This window comes from Pseudomonas sp. LBUM1672, from assembly GCF_059695655.1.
Genome location: NZ_CP166781.1, coordinates 6,349,583 through 6,369,671, shown reverse-complemented (window position 1 = coordinate 6,369,671; position 20,089 = coordinate 6,349,583). Strand labels below are relative to the sequence as shown.

17 protein-coding genes are annotated in these 20,089 nt (G+C 60.2%); 10 read left to right on the top strand and 7 right to left on the bottom strand.

Annotation, left to right across the window (positions count from 1 at the left end):
• Nucleotides 1-27 precede the first annotated feature (27 nt).
• Nucleotides 28-1,236, top strand: coding sequence for a zinc metallochaperone GTPase ZigA (gene zigA, locus ACA053_RS29160; RefSeq protein WP_497314611.1), 1,209 nt, complete (start codon nt 28-30; stop codon nt 1,234-1,236).
• Nucleotides 1,236-1,886, top strand: coding sequence for a DUF1826 domain-containing protein (locus tag ACA053_RS29155; protein ID WP_497394249.1), 651 nt, complete (start codon nt 1,236-1,238; stop codon nt 1,884-1,886). Before zigA ends, ACA053_RS29155 begins: the two co-directional genes overlap by 1 nt.
• Here the strand turns inward: ACA053_RS29155 and ACA053_RS29150 are convergent.
• A complete protein-coding gene (locus tag ACA053_RS29150) occupies nt 1,883-2,239 on the bottom strand; it encodes an NADH:ubiquinone oxidoreductase (RefSeq protein WP_109626865.1) in 357 nt (118 codons plus the stop codon). The two genes, ACA053_RS29155 and ACA053_RS29150, sit on opposite strands and share 4 nt — an antisense overlap.
• 27 nt (nt 2,240-2,266) lie before the next feature.
• Between ACA053_RS29150 and ACA053_RS29145 the strand changes: the two genes are divergently transcribed.
• Entirely contained in the window at nt 2,267-3,232 is a 966-nt protein-coding gene (locus ACA053_RS29145) for a CobW family GTP-binding protein (protein WP_497394248.1), read from the top strand.
• On the opposite strand, the gene ACA053_RS29140 is transcribed toward ACA053_RS29145, so the two are convergent.
• Nucleotides 3,229-3,642 (bottom strand): DUF3301 domain-containing protein, encoded by a 414-nt coding sequence (locus tag ACA053_RS29140; RefSeq protein ID WP_109626861.1) that lies wholly within the window; start codon nt 3,640-3,642, stop codon nt 3,229-3,231. The genes ACA053_RS29145 and ACA053_RS29140 overlap by 4 nt on opposite strands.
• Before the next feature lie 118 nt (nt 3,643-3,760).
• Here ACA053_RS29140 and pdxY point away from each other — a divergent pair, with 118 nt between their 5' ends.
• The gene (gene pdxY, locus ACA053_RS29135) at nt 3,761-4,633 is read left to right on the top strand and encodes a pyridoxal kinase PdxY (protein WP_497314605.1); all 873 of its coding nucleotides are present in this window, start codon (nt 3,761-3,763) and stop codon (nt 4,631-4,633) included.
• Between the two features lie 101 nt (nt 4,634-4,734).
• Here pdxY and ACA053_RS29130 read toward each other — a convergent pair whose 3' ends face one another.
• Nucleotides 4,735-5,217, bottom strand: a complete 483-nt coding sequence (locus tag ACA053_RS29130) for an acyl-CoA thioesterase (RefSeq protein WP_219094686.1) — start codon at nt 5,215-5,217, stop codon at nt 4,735-4,737.
• A 204-nt stretch (nt 5,218-5,421) separates the two neighbouring features.
• On the opposite strand from ACA053_RS29130, the gene ACA053_RS29125 reads away from it, so the two are divergent.
• On the top strand, nt 5,422-7,185 hold the full coding sequence (locus ACA053_RS29125; protein ID WP_109626859.1) for a cation:proton antiporter: 1,764 nt from the start codon (nt 5,422-5,424) through the stop codon (nt 7,183-7,185).
• Between the two features lie 21 nt (nt 7,186-7,206).
• Here ACA053_RS29125 and ACA053_RS29120 read toward each other — a convergent pair whose 3' ends face one another.
• The 3 genes from ACA053_RS29120 to uvrD form a co-directional block, all read right to left on the bottom strand.
• Complete coding sequence (locus ACA053_RS29120) at nt 7,207-7,614, bottom strand: SMI1/KNR4 family protein (RefSeq protein ID WP_007943369.1); 408 nt, start codon at nt 7,612-7,614, stop codon at nt 7,207-7,209.
• A gap of 134 nt (nt 7,615-7,748) precedes the next feature.
• Entirely contained in the window at nt 7,749-8,621 is an 873-nt protein-coding gene (locus ACA053_RS29115) for a Tim44 domain-containing protein (RefSeq protein ID WP_109626857.1), read from the bottom strand.
• A gap of 301 nt (nt 8,622-8,922) precedes the next feature.
• Nucleotides 8,923-11,106: a DNA helicase II gene (gene uvrD / locus ACA053_RS29110; RefSeq protein WP_056738578.1), complete on the bottom strand. Its 2,184-nt coding sequence runs from the start codon at nt 11,104-11,106 to the stop codon at nt 8,923-8,925.
• A gap of 258 nt (nt 11,107-11,364) precedes the next feature.
• Between uvrD and ACA053_RS29105 the strand changes: the two genes are divergently transcribed.
• The 3 genes from ACA053_RS29105 to ACA053_RS29095 all read left to right on the top strand — a co-directional run bounded on the left by ACA053_RS29105 (nt 11,365) and on the right by ACA053_RS29095 (nt 15,702).
• Complete coding sequence (locus ACA053_RS29105; RefSeq protein WP_497394247.1) at nt 11,365-14,238, top strand: putative bifunctional diguanylate cyclase/phosphodiesterase; 2,874 nt, start codon at nt 11,365-11,367, stop codon at nt 14,236-14,238.
• Nucleotides 14,239-14,373: 135 nt separating this feature from the next.
• The gene (gene hexR, locus ACA053_RS29100; protein WP_008027445.1) at nt 14,374-15,240 is read left to right on the top strand and encodes a transcriptional regulator HexR; all 867 of its coding nucleotides are present in this window, start codon (nt 14,374-14,376) and stop codon (nt 15,238-15,240) included.
• Between the two features lie 252 nt (nt 15,241-15,492).
• Nucleotides 15,493-15,702: a PA3496 family putative envelope integrity protein gene (locus ACA053_RS29095; RefSeq protein ID WP_401361616.1), complete on the top strand. Its 210-nt coding sequence runs from the start codon at nt 15,493-15,495 to the stop codon at nt 15,700-15,702.
• Here the strand turns inward: ACA053_RS29095 and ACA053_RS29090 are convergent.
• On the bottom strand, nt 15,644-16,606 hold the full coding sequence (locus ACA053_RS29090) for a LysR family transcriptional regulator (RefSeq protein WP_109626852.1): 963 nt from the start codon (nt 16,604-16,606) through the stop codon (nt 15,644-15,646). The genes ACA053_RS29095 and ACA053_RS29090 overlap by 59 nt on opposite strands.
• A gap of 190 nt (nt 16,607-16,796) precedes the next feature.
• Here ACA053_RS29090 and ACA053_RS29085 point away from each other — a divergent pair, with 190 nt between their 5' ends.
• Together ACA053_RS29085 and oadA are read left to right on the top strand one after the other, a co-directional pair.
• Nucleotides 16,797-18,212, top strand: a complete 1,416-nt coding sequence (locus ACA053_RS29085) for an acetyl-CoA carboxylase biotin carboxylase subunit (protein WP_046030798.1) — start codon at nt 16,797-16,799, stop codon at nt 18,210-18,212.
• A gap of 11 nt (nt 18,213-18,223) precedes the next feature.
• Complete coding sequence (oadA, locus tag ACA053_RS29080; protein WP_109626848.1) at nt 18,224-20,032, top strand: sodium-extruding oxaloacetate decarboxylase subunit alpha; 1,809 nt, start codon at nt 18,224-18,226, stop codon at nt 20,030-20,032.
• Nucleotides 20,033-20,089 lie beyond the last annotated feature (57 nt).

Sequence of the window (20,089 nt, the reverse complement as noted above, 5' to 3'; positions counted from 1 at the left end):
ATCGGGTATCTCTGTGAGGAATTCCTGATGCCCAATCGTCTCCCCGTGACCGTTCTGTCGGGCTTTCTCGGCGCCGGTAAAAGTACGCTGCTCAACTACGTGTTGCGTAACCGCGAGAACCTGCGAGTCGCCGTAATCGTCAACGATATGAGCGAGATCAACATCGATGGCAGCGAAGTCCAGCGCGATGTCAGCCTGAACCGTGCCGAAGAAAAACTCGTGGAGATGAGCAACGGCTGCATTTGCTGCACCCTGCGCGAAGATCTGCTCGAAGAAGTCAGCAAACTCGCGAGGGATGGGCGATTCGATTACCTGTTGATCGAATCCACCGGCATCTCCGAGCCATTGCCCGTGGCCGAAACCTTCACCTTCCGTGATGAGCAAGGGCAGAGCCTGGCCGACATCGCACGACTCGACACCATGGTCACGGTGGTCGACGGCATGAACTTCCTGCTCGACTATCAGGCCGCCGAAAGCCTCGCTTCGCGCGGTGAAACATTGGGCGAAGAGGACGAGCGCTCGATCACCGATTTGTTGATCGAGCAGATCGAATTCGCCGACGTGATCCTCATCAGCAAGATCGATTTGATCAGCAGCCGCGAGCGCCTGGAGCTGATCGCGATCCTTGAGCGCCTCAACGCTCAGGCAGAAATCATCCCGATGGTCATGGGTGAGATTCCTCTGAAAAAAATCCTCAACACCGGTCGTTTCGACTTTGAAAAAGCTGCTCAAGCGCCGGGCTGGTTGCAGGAGTTGCGTGGCGAACACGTGCCGGAAACCGAGGAATACGGCATCGCCTCGACGGCCTACCGAGCCCGCCGACCGTTTCATCCGCAGCGCTTTTTCAGCTTCATCGATCGGCCGTGGGTAAACGGCAAGCTGCTGCGTTCCAAAGGTTTTTTCTGGCTCGCCAGCAAGCACATGGACGCCGGTAGCTGGTCCCAGGCGGGTGGCTTGATGCGCCATGGTTTCGCCGGACGCTGGTGGCGTTTCGTGCCGAAAACCCAGTGGCCGCAGGACGAAGAAAGCACGGCCGGGATCATGGAAAACTGGACCGCCGCCACCGGCGATTGCCGCCAGGAACTGGTGTTCATCGGCCAGAACATCGACTTCGCGCAGCTCACCGCCGAACTCGACGCATGCCTGCTGAACGATGATGAAATGGCCTTGGGTGTGGAAGGCTGGCGATTGCTGGCCGATCCGTTCGGCCCGTGGCACGAAGAGGTGGCCGCCTGATGTTGGCGCCGAATCTGAAACCGCAGACGATCGTTCATCAGGTTCAAGGTGAAACGCCGCAGACACTGACGCGAATTCTTGATGACGGCGTAAACCTCGCCGTTTGGCAGCGCCAGCTCCCGGCGCACATCGGTGATTTCGGGCGCTTGCTGCTGTCCCTGAACGAACCGCTGGCTGAGTCGCGGGTCCTGGAATTGTCCAGCGATGACGCCGAACCCGATCTGCAGGGATTGGCCTCAGGATTCAACGATCTGGAAGGGTATGCCGGTTTCAATGCCGACGTGTCATGGCTGGTCAGCGCGTTCGCCTGTCTGCTGGGCGCCAAGCGCATAGGCTTGCGCGTGCGAGTCCTGGACAAGGCCATGTGCCCGCGCTTTCACGTCGATCATGTGCCGGTGCGGTTGATCACCACGTATTCCGGTATCGGCAGTCAGTGGCTGAAAGAAGGGGTGATGGATCGCCGGCACTTGGGCAATCCTGCGGCCGAACCCACAGAGGATTCGCTGATCGAGCAAATCACCAGCGGCGAAGTGGCACTGCTCAAAGGCGAGAAATGGCACGGCAACGAAGGTTTCGGCCTGATTCACCGTTCGCCGCAACCCGCGCCGGGCGAACGCCGTTTGATTCTGACCCTGGATTGGCTGGCTTAAGGCTTGAGCCAGTTGCCCTGGCTCTGGCCTTCGCAAAACGGCTTCAGATACGCCGCATCGGTGGCCACGCCGTAATAGTGAATATCCTGCCGGTAAGGCATATTGGCGACTTGGGCGTTGCTGCATACGCCGAACGCACCGGTGGGGCATTGGTCGACGTATTGCACCTCGACTTTCTGCCCGGGAAGATTCGGTTGGCAGAATCCATCGGCGAAGAGCTTTTGCGGGATGTTGCGGTTCTGCTGGCAGACTTTCACGTCAAGTCGCTCAGCCGTGCTATGTACCACGCAAGCCTGAGCCAGCGCCTCGCCGGAAAACAGCGCCAAGAACAACGACAATCCCATCAACCGCATTCATTACCTCCTCAGAAAACATCGACCATGTTGCAGAACATTCCCACTCACGTCATTGCCGGCCCGTTGGGTGCCGGCAAGACCAGCCTGATCAAGCACCTGCTGATACAGCGACCGATCGGTGAGCGCTGGGCGGTGCTGATCAACGAGTTCGGGCAGATCGGCCTCGATGCCGCGCTGCTGACCCAGGACGCCGATGGTATCGTACTGGGTGAAGTGGCCGGGGGCTGTTTGTGTTGCGTGAACGGTGCACCGTTTCAGATTGGCCTCGGGCGGTTGCTGCGCAAGGCGCGGCCGGATCGACTGTTCATCGAACCTTCCGGATTGGGCCACCCGGCGCAGTTGCTCAGGCAATTGAGTGAGGCGCCGTGGCGAGGCGTACTGGCGGTACAGCCTTGTGTACTGGTTCTGGATGCCCAAGCGCTCGCCGCTGGCAAACCATTGCCCGAGGCGCAACTGGAGGCGTTGAGCAGTGCCGGTTTGTTGGTGCTGAACAAAGCGGAGGGTCTCGATTTCAATGATCGTCAGCGAATCGCCGCGCAACTGCCTTCTCGTCCTTTGTACTGGACGCAGCAAGCGCTCTTGCCGTTGAGCAAGCTACCGGGGCTTGGCGCTCAGGCGATGGTGGGTGTGGATAACTTCGTCGTGCCCAAGGGTTTGGCGCAAATGCCGGCCATCTGGACCGATCCTGCGCTGCCGATTTGCTTGAGCCAGGCGCAGGAGGGCGGCTGGAGCGTCGGCTGGCGTTGGCATCCGACGCAGACCTTCGATGCGGCGCGCGTTGGCCAGTGGCTTGAAAGCATTGCCTGGCGGCGGGCGAAGCTGGTTATCCACAGCCTGGATGGCTGGGTGTCGGCGAATGCGCTGGATAACTCGCCATTGGAATGGCAGCCCAGCGAATGGCGCCAGGATTCGCGGATCGAGCTGATTTTCGGTGAGGCGCAGGATGTTGATTCACTGCAAAGAGCGTTGGCCGACTGTCGGTCGGGTTAAGGACGCCACTTGGTGTGTTCCTGCCGCCACTGGCTCAGCTCGATCACTTCAGCGCGAGGCTTCACCACGTCGACCACCGCAGGGGTGTCGTCGAACGGCATAGGGTAGGGCGCCAGTTCGATCTGCGCGCTATGGGCGCCGAACTGGGTGATGGTGCCGTTGTGGCGGGTTTCGCCGGTCACGGTGAACTCGAAGTTATACACACGAGCCAGGCGCCGCCGGTCGTTGGCGTCTTTGATGAACGCGATCTTTTTCAGCGCCACGTTACCGTCCAGCAACTCGATCCCGAGCTTTGTGCAATGCAACTTGACCCGTTCCAGCGCGCGCTCGCGCAAGCCGTGGTTGTGCCACAGCCATGCGCCGCCAGTGGCGAGCAGCATCAGCACGAAGATATTTCCGAGGGTCAGCATCAGCAGGTTGCTCCAACAAGATAGTGCCAGCTTAACTGCGTCGCTGGTCTGTCGTACAGGCTGTGTTTCGTCGCATACTGCGCGGCTCGAATTTCAATCGTTTTACGGAACTCACCGCATGAAACGTACGCCCCATCTGCTCGCCATCCAGTCCCACGTGGTGTTCGGCCACGCTGGCAACAGCGCCGCGGTTTTTCCGATGCAGCGGGTCGGGGTGAATGTCTGGCCGCTCAACACCGTGCAGTTCTCCAACCACACGCAATACGGCCAGTGGACCGGTGAAGTGCTGGCACCGCACCAGATCCCCGATCTGGTTGAAGGGATCGCGGCGATTGGCGAGCTGGGCAACTGCGATGCGGTGCTGTCCGGTTACCTCGGCAGTGCGGCCCAGGGCCGGGCGATCCTGACCGGCGTGGCGCGGATCAAGTCGATGAACCCCAAGGCGTTGTATTTGTGCGACCCGGTGATGGGCCATCCGGAGAAGGGCTGCAGCGTGCCGGCCGAAGTCAGCGATTTCCTGCTGGAAGAGGCGGCTTCGGTGGCGGACTTCATGTGCCCGAACCAGTTGGAGCTGGACAGCTTTTCGGGGCGCAAGCCGCAGTCGCTGTTCGATTGCCTGGCGATGGCGCGCGCACTGTTGGCGCGCGGGCCGAAGGCGGTGTTGGTCAAGCATCTGGACTATCCCGGCAAGCCGGCGGATGGCTTCGAGATGCTGCTGGTGACGGCTGAAGGCAGTTGGCACCTGCGTCGTCCGCTGCTGGCGTTTCCGCGTCAGCCGGTGGGCGTTGGCGACCTGACGTCGGGGCTGTTTCTGGCGCGCGTGCTGTTGGGTGACAGCCTGGTGGCAGCCTTTGAGTTCACGGCGGCGGCGGTGCATGAAGTGCTGCTGGAAACCCAGGCGTGTGCCAGCTATGAGCTGGAACTGGTGCGGGCTCAGGACCGGATTGCGCATCCGCGAGTGAAGTTCGAAGCGACTGCGATCAGTCTTTGATCCGCGTTGAGACCGTTCGCGAGCAAGTCGGATCGCCGCACCGCCGCTCCGACTTGCTCGCGAAGACTATCTAAAGCACGCCATCAAACAGCCGGAATGGCTCAGGCATCGCCCTTGATTTCCTGATACCGCTTTTCCAGTTCCTGCCGAATCTGCCGACGTTGTTGAGCCTGGATAAACCGGCGCTTGTCTTCGCTGTTCTGCGGTTGCAGCGGTGGGACGGCAGCCGGTTTGCGGTCGTCATCCACCGCCACCATGGTGAAGAAGCAGCTGTTGGTGTGGCGCACCGAGCGCTCGCGGATGTTCTCGGTCACCACCTTGATGCCCACCTCCATGGAGGTGTTCCCGGTGTAGTTGACCGACGCCAGGAAAGTCACCAACTCGCCGACGTGGATCGGCTCGCGGAAAATCACCTGGTCCACCGACAAAGTCACCACATAGCGGCCGGCGTAACGGCTGGCGCAGGCGTAGGCCACTTCATCGAGGTATTTGAGCAGGGTGCCGCCGTGAACATTGCCAGAGAAGTTGGCCATGTCGGGGGTCATCAATACCGTCATCGACAGCTGGGCGTTTCCGGGTTCCATAGCGTTCTCACGGGTCAAGGCAGAATGGCGGAAGGGCGGCACCTCTGCGGGTGCCTGGTCGGTTTTTTTCAAACCACAGTTATCGGGACGCCGGGCGGGTGGTCGCCGTCACGCCGGATCGATCTGTTTCCATATATTGCACCGTCTTTCTGGCGGAAGTCGCGGTGTTAACCTCCGAACGTCCACCTCAAGGAGCCCCACACCATGCATGCCATCAGTTTTATTCAGGATCTGGCAGTGATCATGTTGGTCGCAGGTGTGGTGACCGTGCTGTTCCATCGCTTCAAACAGCCGGTGGTGCTGGGTTATATCGTCGCCGGCTTCATCATCGGCCCGCACACGCCGCCGTTCGGCCTGATCCACGACGAAGAAACCATCAAGACCCTCGCTGAACTCGGGGTGATTTTCCTGATGTTCTGCCTGGGCCTCGAGTTCAGTCTGCGCAAACTGTTCAAGGTCGGTGCCACGGCGTTCATCGCGGCGTTTCTGGAAATCGTGCTGATGATCTGGATCGGCTACGAAATCGGACAATGGTTTGACTGGAACACCATGGATTCCTTGTTCCTCGGCGCGATCCTGGCGATTTCCTCGACCACCATCATCGTCAAGGCGCTCAACGACCTGAAGATGAAGAACGAGCGCTTCGCCCAGTTGATCTTCGGCGTGTTGATCGTCGAGGACATTCTCGGCATCGGCATCATTGCCTTGCTGTCGAGCATCGCGGTGAGCGGCACGGTCAGTTCCGGCGAAGTGTTTTCCACGGTGGGCAAACTCTCGCTGTTCATGATCGTTGCGCTGGTCATCGGCATCTTGCTGGTGCCGCGACTACTGGCCTACGTGGCGAAGTTCGAGAGCAACGAAATGCTGCTGATCACCGTGCTGGGCCTCTGTTTCGGCTTCTGCCTGCTGGTGGTCAAGCTCGAATACAGCATGGTCCTGGGCGCATTCCTGATTGGGGCGATCATGGCCGAGTCGCGGCAATTGCTGAAGATCGAGCGCTTGATCGAGCCGGTTCGCGACCTGTTCAGTGCAATCTTCTTCGTGGCCATCGGCTTGATGCTCGATCCGATGATCCTGCTGCAATACGCCTGGCCGATCGCGGTGATTACCGTGGCCGTCGTGCTCGGCAAAATGCTTTCGTGCGGTCTCGGGGCCTTTATCGCCGGCAATGACGGACGTACCTCACTGCGCGTGGGGATGGGGCTTTCGCAGATTGGCGAATTTTCCTTCATCATCGCCGCGCTGGGCATGACGCTGCAGGTCACCAGCAACTTCCTCTACCCGGTCGCCGTGGCGGTCTCGGTGATTACCACGTTGCTGACGCCGTATCTGATCCGCGCGGCTGATCCGCTGTCGATCAAGCTGGCCGCCGTGATGCCGCAGCGGCTGGCTCGAGTGTTGGGGATGTACGGCGAATGGCTGCGCAGCATCCAGCCTCAGGGCGAGGGCGCGTTGCTGGCGTCGATGATCCGGCGGATTCTGTTGCAGGTGGGGGTCAATCTGGCGCTGGTGATTGCGATCTTCTTTTCCGGCGCGTACTTCGCCGAACGCATGTCCGTTTACCTGCAAGACTGGATCAGTGACCCGAGCTGGCAGAAAGCGTTGATCTGGGGTGGGGCGTTGCTGTTGTCGCTGCCGTTCCTGATCGCCGCCTATCGCAAGCTCAAGGCGCTGTCGATGCTGTTGGCGGAGATGGGCGTGAAGCCGGAGATGGCGGGGCGCCACACGCAGCGAGTGCGCCGGGTGATCGCCGAAGTGATCCCGATCCTCTCGCTGCTGGTGATTTTCCTGCTGCTGGCAGCCTTGTCGGCCAGTATCTTGCCGACCAACAAGTTGCTGGTACTGATCGTCGTGGTCGCCGCCGCGGTAGCGGCCGTGCTCTGGCGCTGGTTCATCCGCGTGCACACGCGGATGCAGGTGGCCTTGCTCGAAACGCTGGACAACCACAAGGAGCCGTCCGGGCATTGACCACGCGGCGCGTCAGGCGGCTCAGCTTTCCAGCCAGACGTCCCGCGCCCAGTGCCACACCGATTCCCAGGTTTCTTCGGCAATCAGCTCTTCTTCGGCCTGCCACAGCACCACGGTACCGTCTTCTTCGACGAGGTAGTAATCGTCACCGTCCTGGCAGATCGGGATCATGCTGCGGTCGACGCCAGCGTCCCAGGCGTTGGCCGCAACGTCTGGCAGGTAAGTGTGGGATTGCGGGTCGGTGACGGTCACCGGCTCCAGGCTGCCGTAGACGACGTCGCTGACGGTCAGCAAAAACTCTCTGAAGACAAAGGGAATGTCGATGAACAGTTGTTCTTCGATTTCCACGATCTGGTCTTCGTCAGGCAACTCCAAGGGGACCGGTACCGGTTCGTTGGCTTCACGCAGTTGTTCGATGATTTCTTCCACGTCCGGGATCCTCTTGCTGATGGCGCGGTTTAGTTGGGGCGGTTTATACAGTAGCTCGCTATAGATGCAACCGTGAAATAGAAAAACCCCGGCGAGGCCGGGGTTTTCATTTCAGCATGCGTAACGCGGAGGGATCAGCCGTTCTGGCGGATACCGGCCACCAGCCAAGGCTGGTTTTCGCCCTGCGGACGTTCCATGTTCCAGCTTTCGCTGAACACTTCGCCCTGGTCGAAACGCGAAGTCTTCGACACGCCGGTGAAGGTCAGGGTGGCGATGGTCTTGTCCGCGCGATCATCCACGCCGTCCAGTTGAACATTGAGGTTATCAATGTAGGTGGACTGGAAACCTTCGCCGAGGTCAGCACGTTCGCGCTTGAGGAACTCCAGCAGTTGCGGGGTCACGAACTCGGAGATCTTGTCCATTTCGTTGGCGTCCCAGTGTTGTTGCAGGGACTGGAAGTGGTTGCGGGCCGCTTCAATGAAGTTCTGTTCATTGAACCAGGCTGGCGCGTTGATTACCGGACGAGCGGCAGCAGGTGCGGCCGAGCCGCCGAAGATCGAACCCATGCCGGCTGGCTTCTGCTCGAACACTTCACGCTGCATCGGCGCACCGGCTGGAGCCAAATGCTCCTGCTGCTTGCGACGACGAGCGGCGATGAAGCGGAAGACCAGGAAGGCAATGACAGCCATGATCAGGATGTCGAAGATCTGCATGCCCTGGAAGCCGCCGCCCATGAACATGGAGGCTAGCAGGCCACCGGCAGCGATACCGGCCAGAGGGCCGAGCCAGCGCGAAGCACCGCCGGCCTTGGCGGCAGCGCCAGCGGCACCGGCCGCGCCCGCAGTGGCGGCAGCACCGCCAGCGGCAGAAGAAGGAGCCATTTGGCTGGTCTGGTGAGTCGGCGCAGCGCCGGAGCTCTTGCCGCCACCAAAGCGCTTGGCGTTGGCGTCGAGGCTCATCGTCAGGCCGATGCACAACGCCATGGCGATGCTAAGAAAACGTTTCATAAAGGGAATTCCCATTTGTGGATGGCACGCGCGCCATGTTGCACAGCTGAAGTGATACTGGCTAGCGGCAGAGTGTTTCGGGCTTTTGCCTGACAGGTTGCGTTCAGCTTCAGTCAGCGCAATAGGGCCTGTTAACTTTGGTCTGTAGGACGAGGAGATAAGTTCTGTAGGAAGGTTATCCGGTCGGATGAACCTTGTGGGAGTGAGCCTGCTCGCGAAGAACGATAGCGCGGTGTTTCTGACAAACCACGTTGCTCCCTTCGCGAGCAAGCCCGCTCCCACAGTGAATCACTGGCGGGCTTTAGATTGCTTCGAGCTTGGCGTAGCCAAGCATCAGCCACTTGCTACCTTCGCTGAAGTTCACTTGCACTCGGGCCTGGGCACCGGCGCCTTCGAAGTTGAGGATCACGCCGTCGCCAAACACCGAATGCCGCACGGCCTGACCGAGGCTGAACCCGGTGTCCGGAATCTCGCTGCCGCCAAACAGGCTGCTGGAGCTCTGTTGCTGACCACCACCGAACGGGCGGCTGACGCTGTTGGACAGGCGCACTTCCTGGATCAGGCCTTTCGGCACTTCCCGTACGAAACGCGACACCTTGTTGTAGGTCTCGCTGCCGTACAGGCGTCGGGTTTCCGCGTAGGTCATCACCAGGTTCTGCATCGCCCGGGTGATGCCGACGTACGCCAGACGGCGCTCCTCTTCGAGACGCCCCGGCTCTTCCAGGCTCATCTTGTGCGGGAACAAACCTTCTTCCATGCCCACGAGGAACACGTAAGGGAATTCCAGGCCTTTGGCACTGTGCAAGGTCATCAGCTGAATGCTGTCTTCATGCTCGTCGGCCTGAGTGTCACCGGCCTCCAGTGACGCATGACCAAGAAATGCCGCCAATGGCGTCAGGTCTTCGTCTTCTTCAGCGTTTTCAAAGTTGCGCGCGGCGCTGACCAGTTCCTCAAGGTTTTCTACACGGGCCTGGCCTTTCTCGCCTTTTTCCGCTTCGTGGTAGGCAATCAGCCCCGACTGCTCGATAACCGTCTGGGTCATCAGGTGCAGCGGCATTTCCATGCACTTGGCGGCGAGGTTCTCGATCAGCTCGATAAACGCCCCGAGCGCGCCGGCCGCGCGGCCGGTCAGACCTTTATTGGCAACCAGCAAGCGCATCGCTTCCCACATCGACACATCGCTGTGGCGCGCATGGTCGCGAATCGCTTCAACGGTTTTCTCGCCGATGCCACGGGCCGGAACGTTGATCACCCGCTCCAGCGCCGCATCGTTGCCACGGCCTTCCAGCAAACGCAGGTAGGCCATGGCGTTCTTGATTTCTGCGCGTTCGAAGAAGCGCTGACCGCCATAGATACGATACGGAATGCGCTCGCGCAGCAAGGCTTCTTCCAAAACTCGGGATTGGGCGTTGGAGCGGTACAAAATCGCGATATCGCTGCGGGCCAAGCCGGTTTTCAGCGCACTTTCGATGGTTTCCACCACGTAGCGTGCTTCGTCGTGTTCGTTGAACGCTGCGTACAGATTGATCGCTTCGCCTTCGCCGCCATCGGTCCACAGCTCTTTACCCATGCGCCCGGTGTTGTTGGCGATCAGGGCATTGGCAGCCTTGAGGATGCCGGCGGTGGAGCGGTAGTTCTGCTCAAGACGAATGGTCTCGGCATCCGGGAAGTCGTCGGAATACTGATAAATGTTCTCGATTTTCGCGCCGCGCCAGCCGTAGATCGACTGGTCGTCGTCGCCGACCACCATCAGGCTGTCGCCGCCCTTGGCCAGCAGGCGCAACCAGGCGTACTGCACGGCGTTGGTGTCCTGGAACTCGTCCACCAGAATGTGCCGGAAGCGCTTCTGGTAATGGGCCAGCAGGCCCGGATGATCGCGCCACAGGTCGAGGGCACGCAGCAGTAACTCGGAGAAGTCGATAACGCCGGCGCGCAGGCAAGCGGCCTCGTAGGCCTCATAAATGCTGCGCATGGTCGCCAGGAACAGGTCGCCGCTGGCTTGAATGTGTTGCGGGCGCAGGCCTTCGTCTTTCTGCCCGTTGATAAACCACTGGGCCTGACGGGCCGGCCAGCGTTGCTCGTCCAGACCCAGCTCGCGGATCACCCGCTTGACCAGCCGTTGCTGATCGTCGCTGTCGAGAATCTGGAAGGTCTGGCTCAGGCCGGCTTCCTGCCAATGCGCCCGCAGCAAGCGGTGCGCCAGGCCGTGGAAGGTGCCGACCCACATACCGGCCGGGTTGATACCCATCAGCTGCTCGATGCGATGACGCATCTCGGCAGCGGCCTTATTGGTAAAGGTCACCGACAGGATCGAGTGGGGCGAGGCGTTCTCGACCTGGATCAACCAGGCGATACGGTGCACCAGCACTCGGGTTTTACCGGAACCAGCACCGGCCAGGACCAACTGACGACCCACGCGGGCAGCTACGGCCTGGCGTTGGGCATCGTTGAGGGAGTTCAGCAGAAGGGAGAGATCATCGCGCATCGGGGCATTCTAGGGTGCGCCGTCACACCGGGCAAACCGAGCTTTGCATTAGCCGATGAAAGAAGCACGAATGACGACCGGTCAGTCACTGGCTGCAAGCGTTGGCGGGGCTCGCTCGAAGGGTTTTCAGCGGACGGCGGGGGCCTGAAATTTTGTCGATTTTATGATCCGGGGCAGTGTGGTAAGGGCATTGGCTTGTGTATGCTCCGTTCACGTTTCGGGCTCATGCTCATCATTATAAGAACAAGAACATTGCCTATGACCCTCAGCTCCGACCTGTCGGGCCCTTCTGTGGAGCCTCGGGTTATCCGTAAACAGTACGCCATGGAAATGGCGGTCGAGCGCACGCGCCTGCTTTACCAGGGCTCGCTGCTGCCTACGCTGTTCATGCTGATCAACGGACTGGTCTGCGCCGCATTGCTCTGGAGCCCGCAGCGCTACTTCATCGTCAGCATCTGGCTGATCTGGCTTTTATCGCTGGTGGCCTTGCGGGTGATTCAAGTCGCAGCCTTCGATTCGGCCATCCCCAACCGCCAGGCCCATCCGGTCTGGCGTCGCATGTTCCTGTTGGGGTCTGCCATGACGGGCCTGACCCTGGCCGGTGCCGGTATTGCCTTGGTCCCCGCTGACAATTTCATGCAACAAGCCTGGGTGTTCGGCCTGATCGGTGCCGCCGCCTTGTCGGCCAGCGTCGCGTATGCGGTCAGTCTTCCGGCATTCCTCTCCTTTACCTTGCCCTGTCTGTTGCCGGCCATCTCCTATCTATTCTGGGGCGGCGATCAACAAGGCCAGGGTTGGGGCTGGTTCGGGCTGATTCTGTTGGGGGCGCTGAGCGTGGTGGCCTGGCAAGTCAATCGGCTGATCGACAGCGGTTTGCTGCGGCGCTTTCAGAACCAGGCCCTGATCGAACACTTGCAGCAGGCGCAGACTTGCAGCGACCAACTCAATCACGAATTGGCCAAAGAGATCGATCACCGCCGCTGCGCCGAAGAAAAATTGCGTGAAGCCCAGGTCGAGCTTGAAAACCGTGTTGCCCAACGCAGCCTGGAGCTGGACGCGGCCAACCAGGCCCTGAGCAAGAGCGAAGCGCGGCTGGCGCTGGCGTTAAAGGCCAGTGAGCTCGGGCTGTGGGACTGGAACCTGCAAACCGACGAAGTCCATCACACCCAGCTTCAGGAGTTGTTCGGCCTGGAGCCGGAGTTCGTGACCGCGATGCTCAGCCACCTCAAGCCGCGCCTTCACCCCGAAGACTTGCCGTCGCTGCGCCGTGCCCTGGTCGAGCATTTGAAGGGTCGCAGCGAGGATTACCAGATCGAATACCGCGTGCGGCATGGTGACGGCCATTGGGTCTGGATCGAGGACCGTGGGCGGGCGGTCGAGCGCAGCGAAAATGGCCGGGTGATCCGCATGGTCGGCACCCGCCGCGACATCAGCGCGAGCAAGGGCCAGGAAGAACAGCGCCAGTTGGCGGCGACGGTGTTTGAAGCGGCGAGCGAAGGCATCGTGATTTTCGACCCGAATTACGCGCTGATCGCGGTCAATCAGGCGTTCAGCCGCGTCACTGGCTACGACATTGAAGACATGCTCGGGCGCAACGTTGTCGAGTTGCCGTGCAGTCGCGATGCGCGCCGGCACTATGGTGCGATTCATCATGCGCTGGAACAGCACGGCACCTGGCAGGGCGAACTGGTGGAAACCCGCAAGAACGGCGAGCTCTATCCGCAGTGGCTGCAACTGAACGCTGTTCGGGATGCTCGGGGGAATGTAAGCCATATTGTCGGCTTCTTCGCCGATTTGTCCGCTCGACGGGAATCCGAAGAGCGCATGCGCTACCTGACCCATTACGACGAACTCACCGGTCTGGCCAACCGATCGCTGTTCCGCGAACGGCTGCGCGAAGCGCATCAGCGGGTGCGTCAGGGCGGGCGCCGCAGCCTGGCGCTGCTGCATATCAACCTGGATCGTTTCAAGCTGCTCAACGACAGCCTTGGCCATGAAGTCGCCGATCAGTTGCTGCAGAAGATGGCCCGGCGGCTGGTCAACGCACTGCCCGAGGCCGACACCATTGCGCGGCTTTCCGGTGACGAATTCGCGGTGATCTTTGATGCCTACGGCAACCTGTCGAGCCTGGCCCGCGTGGCGACCCGATTGTCGACCAAACTACGGCTGCCTATCACCGTCGATGGCCATGAACTGGTGGTTAGCGCCTCGATGGGCATCAGCATGCTGCCGGACACCGCCCGGGAAATTTCCGCGCTGGTCAGCCAGTCGAACATTGCCATGCAGCACGCCAAGCATTTGGGCGGCAACAACTTCCAGTTCTACACCGAGAGCTTGCAGGCCAGCACTCTTGAACGATTGCAGCTTGAAAACCAGCTGCGCAAAGCCATCGACGAAAAGCAGCTGCAAGTCTATTACCAACCCAAACTTTGCCTTGAGACTGGCCGTCTGAACGCAGCCGAAGCCTTGGTGCGGTGGGATCATCCGACCATGGGTCGCGTGCCGCCGGGGGACTTTATCGGTCTGGCCGAGGAAACCGGGCTGATCGGTCCTATCGGCGAGTTCGTGTTGCGCCAAGCCTGTTGGCAGGCCTGCGAATGGCAGCGGCAAGGGCTTGAGCCGATTCGCGTGTCGGTCAATTTGTCGGTGCATCAATTGCGTCAGGGCAAGTTGGTCAGCCTGGTGCGGCAGGTGCTGGAAGAAACCGGCCTGGCGCCGCACTACCTGGAGCTCGAACTCACTGAAAGCCAGTTGCTGGACAGCGTCGAGCACATCATCGCGACGTTTCAGCAGTTGCGGGATATTGGCGTAAAACTGGCGATCGATGATTTCGGCACAGGCTATTCGTCCCTGAGCTATCTCAAGCGCATTCCCGTGGATTACGTGAAGATCGATCAGGCGTTTATCCGCGGCCTGGGGCAGGGCAGCGAGGACGCGGCGATCACCCGGGCGATCATCGCCATGGCGCATGGATTGTCGCTGAAAGTGGTGGCTGAAGGTGTTGAGCGGGAAGAACAACTGGAATTCTTGAAAGCCGAGCGCTGCGATGAAGTGCAAGGTTATCTGGTCAGTCGCCCGGTCGAAGCCGATGACCTGGCTGCGCTTTTACGTGAGGACGCAAAACCCTTGTAAGTGCTACATGGAGCGCATGTGGCGTGGAATGGGGACATCGAGTTACGCATTGAGCAGGCAAAAAGCCAATTCATGTAGTATAACTACAAGCTTGCTACATATCCGGCACCTGCCAATAACAAAGAGTCCAGCCCTTTGAATCTGCTGCAACACATCGCCCAGTCACGCCACCTCTTACGCAAGTCGGAGCTCAAGGTCGCCGACCACGTGCTGCTTGATCCGGCGGCGGTGATGCACAGCTCCATGGCCGACCTGGCCCATAGCGTGGGCATCAGTGAGCCGACCATTGTGCGCTTCTGCCGCGCCATTGGTTGTTCCGGTTTCCAGGACTTGAAGCTGAAACTGGCGCAGAGCCTGGCGGCAGGCGCGAGCTTTGGCCAGTTTGCGATCCATGAAGACGATTCGGTCGCCGACTACAGCCTGAAAATCTTCGACACTACCCTGCACACCTTGATGGAGGTTCGCGAGAAGCTTGATCCGGTGGAGTTGCAACGGGCGGTGTCGCTGATGTCTCAGGCCCAGCGCGTCGAGTTCTACGGCTTTGGTGCCTCGGGCGCGGTGGCGGCGGATGCCCAGCACAAGTTCTTCCGTTTGCTGCTGACTGCGGCGGCCTATTCCGACCCGCACATGCAGGCGATGTCGGCAGTTACTTTGAAACCGACCGATGTGGCGATCTGTATTTCCCAGTCCGGGCGTTCCAAGGATTTGTTGATCACGGCGAACCTGGTGCGTGAAAGCGGCGCCTCGTTGATCACGTTGTGCCCGAGCCAGACGCCGTTGGCCGAACTGTCGACCGTCAACCTGGCGATCGATGTGCACGAAGACACTGAAATCTACACCCCGCTGACGTCGCGTATCGCTCACCTGGTGGTGATCGACGTGTTGGCGATGGGCGTGGCCATGGCGCGCGGGCCAAGCCTGGTCAACCACCTCAAGAGCGTCAAACGCAGCCTGCGCAGCTTGCGGTTGTCGCCAAAATCAGTGAAAGCGCTGGACGATTGATAGTGGCTGGAATTGTGGCGAGGGAGCTTGCTCCCGCTGGGCTGCGCAGCGGCCCCCAAACCATTCACAGCAATTTTTGACCAACCGCATCAAGCTCATTTACGACTGCTGCGCAGCCGAGCGGGAGCAAGCCCCCTCGCCACAGATTCGCGGTCAGTCTGCGAGTTTCATCGTTCTGTAACCCGCCCGCCGCCAAACCGTCATCCCGCGCGCCTATCTTGAAACTCCCGTAATCGCCTTGGGAGACTCGAAATGGCCCAGCCCTACGAAGAACGCAACAGCGCCGTCAAAACCCGCCGTCAGCAAGAAGATCAGCGCCGCATGGAATTTCGCCGCGCCATCGAAGATCGCTGCGAACGCCGTCAGCTGCTGGCCGAGATCGGTGATTTTCCTGAGCTTGAGCTCAACTACTGGCAGGCAGCTCCCGCAACTTCCCGTCGAAACGCTCAACCAGCGCGCTGATCTGCACCCGTTCGCTGCGGATAAACGCAAGGAATGCGTGGGCCACCGGCGACAGCCGTTTGGCTTTGGCCTGCACCAGGCACCAGCTGCGAAACAGCGGCAGTTCCTCGACCGGTAACTCGATCAATCCGCCGGTCGCCAACTCAAGGTTCAGGGCGTGGCGCGTCAACAGCGCGACGCCCAGGCCCGCCAGGACACATTCACGCTGGGCTTCGGCCGATGAGACCTCTTGGGTCTGGTTGAAGTGCACGCGTTTTTCCTTGAAATACTCTTCGCACGCCAATCGCGTTCCGGAACCGGGTTCGCGCAGCAACAGGGTGTAAGGCTCGAGGTCTTGCAGGCGCAACGGCCCCATGTGGCACAGCGGATGATCCGGCGGCGCCACGGCCACGATCGGATTGTTGAGGAACGGCAGAAACTCCAGCCCCATGTCCTGCGGCACCATGGACATGATCACCAGGTCGTCGCGGTTATCAGACAGTCGACGGATCACCTGCCCCCGGTTGACCACCGTCAGTTGCAGATTCACTTCCGGGTGCTGGCGCTTGAACGCGGCAAACAGGTGCGGCACGAAATACTTGGCGCTGGATTCGACCGCCAGTTTCAGCTGGCCCTGCAACGATCCCTGCATGTCCGAAAGCTGCATGTCGAGGTTTTCCAGGCGCCCGAAAATATCCCGACTGGCACGCTGTAGAGCTTCGGCGGCTTCCGTCATGTAGAGTTTTTTGCCGACGTAATCGAACAAAGGCTGACCAATCAGCTCCTCAAGTTGACGAATCTGCAGGCTCACGGCAGGTTGTGTGAGCGACATTTCGTCGGCTGCGCGGCTGTAGGATCGCAAATCACAGACCTCATTGAAGATCTGCAATTGACGCAATGTCATACGCATCAATGACTTACGCATTATCTAGAAGCTCCCGCCCCAGGCTGATGAATCAACTATAAGTCTTTACTTATGGCTAACCCAATTATTAATCATTTTTGTTAATCCCTTGTGGGGGCTAGTGTGGGGCTGCGACTAAATCGAAACATTTGGTCACGCGTCGACCTGGTCTAGCGGGTCGTGGGTACCACCGGCTCAAGGGAACCTCCAAGTGATAAAAAAGATCCTGATCGCCAACCGTGGTGAGATTGCCGTACGAATCGTGCGTGCCTGCGCCGAGATGGGCATTCGCTCGGTCGCGATCTATTCCGACGCCGACCGCCATGCCTTGCATGTGAAGCGTGCGGACGAGGCCCACAGCATCGGTGCCGAGCCACTGGCCGGTTACCTGAATGCGCGCAAGCTGGTGAATCTGGCCGTGGAAACCGGTTGTGATGCGTTGCATCCCGGCTACGGTTTCCTCTCGGAAAACGCCGAGCTGGCAGATATCTGCGCTGAACGCGGCATCAAATTCATTGGTCCATCGGCTGAAGTCATTCGCCGCATGGGCGACAAGACCGAAGCGCGCCGCAGCATGATCAAGGCGGGCGTCCCGGTCACTCCAGGCACCGAAGGCAACGTCGCGGACATCGCGGAAGCCTTGGTCGAAGGCGACCGTATCGGTTACCCGGTGATGCTCAAGGCGACTTCCGGTGGTGGTGGTCGTGGTATCCGTCGCTGCGACAGCCGCGAAGAACTCGAACAAGCCTTCCCGCGGGTAATCTCCGAAGCCACCAAGGCCTTCGGTTCGGCGGAAGTGTTCCTCGAAAAATGCATCGTCAATCCGAAACACATCGAAGCGCAGATCCTCGGTGACAGTTTTGGCAATGTGGTGCACCTGTTCGAGCGTGACTGTTCGATCCAGCGCCGCAATCAGAAGCTCATCGAAATCGCGCCAAGCCCGCAACTTACCCCGGAACAGCGCGCCTACATCGGTGACCTGTCGGTGCGCGCGGCCAAGGCCGTGGGCTACGAGAACGCCGGCACCGTGGAGTTCCTGCTCGCCGAGGGCGAGGTGTACTTCATGGAGATGAACACCCGGGTGCAGGTGGAACACACCATCACCGAAGAAATCACCGGCATCGACATTGTGCGTGAGCAGATCCGCATCGCGTCCGGCCTGCCGCTTTCGGTGAAACAGGAAGACATCCAGCACCGTGGTTTCGCGTTGCAATTCCGCATCAACGCCGAAGACCCGAAAAACAACTTCCTGCCTAGCTTCGGCAAGATCACTCGTTACTACGCGCCCGGAGGCCCCGGCGTGCGCACCGACACGGCGATCTATACCGGCTACACCATTCCGCCGTTCTACGACTCCATGTGCCTGAAACTGGTGGTCTGGGCACTGACCTGGGAAGAGGCGATGGACCGTGGCTTGCGCGCCCTCGACGACATGCGTCTGCAAGGGGTCAAGACCACCGCCGCGTACTACCAGGAAATCCTGCGTAACCCGGAATTCCGTAGCGGCCAGTTCAACACCAGCTTCGTTGAAAGCCACCCTGAACTGACCAACTACTCGATCAAGCGCAAACCCGAAGAGCTGGCCCTGGCCATCGCCGCCGCCATCGCCGCCCACGCAGGCCTGTGAGGAATAGAACAATGAGCAAGAAAATCCACGTTACTGACACGATCCTGCGCGACGCCCACCAATCGCTGCTCGCGACCCGCATGCGCACCGAAGACATGCTGCCGATCTGCGACAAGCTCGACAAAGTCGGCTACTGGTCGCTGGAATGCTGGGGCGGCGCAACCTTCGACGCCTGCGTGCGTTTTCTGAAAGAAGACCCGTGGGAGCGTCTGCGCCAACTGCGCGCCGCATTGCCTAACACACGCCTGCAAATGCTGCTGCGTGGCCAGAATCTGCTGGGCTACCGCCACTACAGCGACGACGTGGTCAGAGCGTTCGTCGCCAAGGCTGCGGTCAACGGCATCGACGTGTTCCGCATCTTCGATGCCATGAACGACGTGCGTAACCTGCGAGTGGCCATTGAAGCGGTGAAAGCTGCTGGCAAACACGCCCAGGGCACCATCGCCTACACCACCAGCCCGGTGCACACCATCGACGCGTTCGTGGCCCAGGCCAAACAAATGGAAGCCATGGGTTGCGACTCGGTGGCGATCAAGGACATGGCCGGCCTGCTGACCCCGTACGCCACCGGCGAACTGGTCAAGGCGTTGAAATCCGAGCAGTCGCTACCGGTCTTCATCCACTCCCATGACACTGCCGGCCTGGCCACGATGTGCCAACTCAAGGCCATCGAAAACGGTGCCGATCACATCGACACCGCGATCTCCAGCTTCGCCTCGGGCACCAGCCACCCAGGTACCGAGTCGATGGTTGCCGCCCTTAAAGGCAGCGAGTTCGACACCGGCCTGAACCTGGAACTGCTGCAAGAGATCGGCCTGTACTTCTACGCCGTGCGCAAAAAATATCACCAGTTCGAAAGCGAGTTCACCGCCGTCGACACCCGCGTGCAAGTCAACCAGGTACCGGGCGGGATGATTTCCAACCTGGCTAACCAGTTGAAAGAGCAGGGCGCCCTGAACCGCATGGCGGAAGTGCTGGCCGAAATCCCGCGGGTTCGTGAAGACCTCGGCTTCCCGCCGCTGGTGACCCCGACCTCGCAAATCGTCGGTACCCAGGCGTTTTTCAACGTGCTGGCCGGCGAGCGCTACAAGACCATCACCAACGAAGTGAAGCTTTACCTGCAAGGCGGCTACGGCAAGGCGCCGGGTATCGTGAACGAAAAACTGCGTCGCCAGGCGATCGGTAGCGAAGAAGTGATCGACGTGCGCCCGGCTGATCTGCTCAAGCCGGAAATGACCAAACTGCGTGCCGAAATCGGCGCAGTGGCCAAGTCTGAAGAAGACGTACTGACCTACGCCATGTTCCCGGACATCGGCCGCAAGTTCCTCGAAGAACGTGCTGCCGGCACCCTGACTCCAGAAGTGCTGCTGCCGATCCCTGAGGCCGGCGGTGTGACCTCAGCCGGTGGCGAAGGCGTGCCGACTGAGTTCGTCATCGACGTCCACGGCGAAACCTACCGCGTCGACATCACCGGTGTCGGCGTCAAGGCGGAAGGCAAGCGTCACTTCTACCTGTCCATCGACGGCATGCCGGAAGAAGTGGTGTTCGAACCACTCAACGAATTCGTCAGCGGCGGCAGCAGCAAGCGCAAGCAAGCTAGCGCTCCAGGCCACGTCAGCACCACCATGCCGGGCAACATCGTCGACGTGCTGGTCAAGGAAGGCGACACCGTGAAAGCGGGGCAAGCCGTGCTGATCACCGAAGCGATGAAGATGGAAACCGAAGTCCAGGCAGCCATCGCCGGCAAAGTCACCGCCATCCATGTGGCCAAGGGCGACCGGGTGAACCCGGGCGAAATCCTGATCGAGATCGAAGGCTGAGTTAACTGCCTCGATACAACGCTTTAAACCTCGGGGGGGCATGTGCTCCCCTTTTTT

Coding starts and splice junctions, on each gene's coding strand:
- ACA053_RS29125 (WP_109626859.1), top strand. CDS start 5,422: ATGCATGCCATCAGTTTTATTCAGGATCTGGCAGTGATCATGTTGGTC.
- ACA053_RS29090 (WP_109626852.1), bottom strand. CDS start 16,606: ATGCGTAAGTCATTGATGCGTATGACATTGCGTCAATTGCAGATCTTC.
- ACA053_RS29140 (WP_109626861.1), bottom strand. CDS start 3,642: ATGCTGACCCTCGGAAATATCTTCGTGCTGATGCTGCTCGCCACTGGC.
- ACA053_RS29105 (WP_497394247.1), top strand. CDS start 11,365: ATGACCCTCAGCTCCGACCTGTCGGGCCCTTCTGTGGAGCCTCGGGTT.
- uvrD (WP_056738578.1), bottom strand. CDS start 11,106: ATGCGCGATGATCTCTCCCTTCTGCTGAACTCCCTCAACGATGCCCAA.
- ACA053_RS29115 (WP_109626857.1), bottom strand. CDS start 8,621: ATGAAACGTTTTCTTAGCATCGCCATGGCGTTGTGCATCGGCCTGACG.
- ACA053_RS29095 (WP_401361616.1), top strand. CDS start 15,493: ATGGCCCAGCCCTACGAAGAACGCAACAGCGCCGTCAAAACCCGCCGT.
- ACA053_RS29150 (WP_109626865.1), bottom strand. CDS start 2,239: ATGCGGTTGATGGGATTGTCGTTGTTCTTGGCGCTGTTTTCCGGCGAG.
- ACA053_RS29130 (WP_219094686.1), bottom strand. CDS start 5,217: ATGGAACCCGGAAACGCCCAGCTGTCGATGACGGTATTGATGACCCCC.
- ACA053_RS29155 (WP_497394249.1), top strand. CDS start 1,236: ATGTTGGCGCCGAATCTGAAACCGCAGACGATCGTTCATCAGGTTCAA.
- oadA (WP_109626848.1), top strand. CDS start 18,224: ATGAGCAAGAAAATCCACGTTACTGACACGATCCTGCGCGACGCCCAC.
- pdxY (WP_497314605.1), top strand. CDS start 3,761: ATGAAACGTACGCCCCATCTGCTCGCCATCCAGTCCCACGTGGTGTTC.
- ACA053_RS29145 (WP_497394248.1), top strand. CDS start 2,267: ATGTTGCAGAACATTCCCACTCACGTCATTGCCGGCCCGTTGGGTGCC.
- zigA (WP_497314611.1), top strand. CDS start 28: ATGCCCAATCGTCTCCCCGTGACCGTTCTGTCGGGCTTTCTCGGCGCC.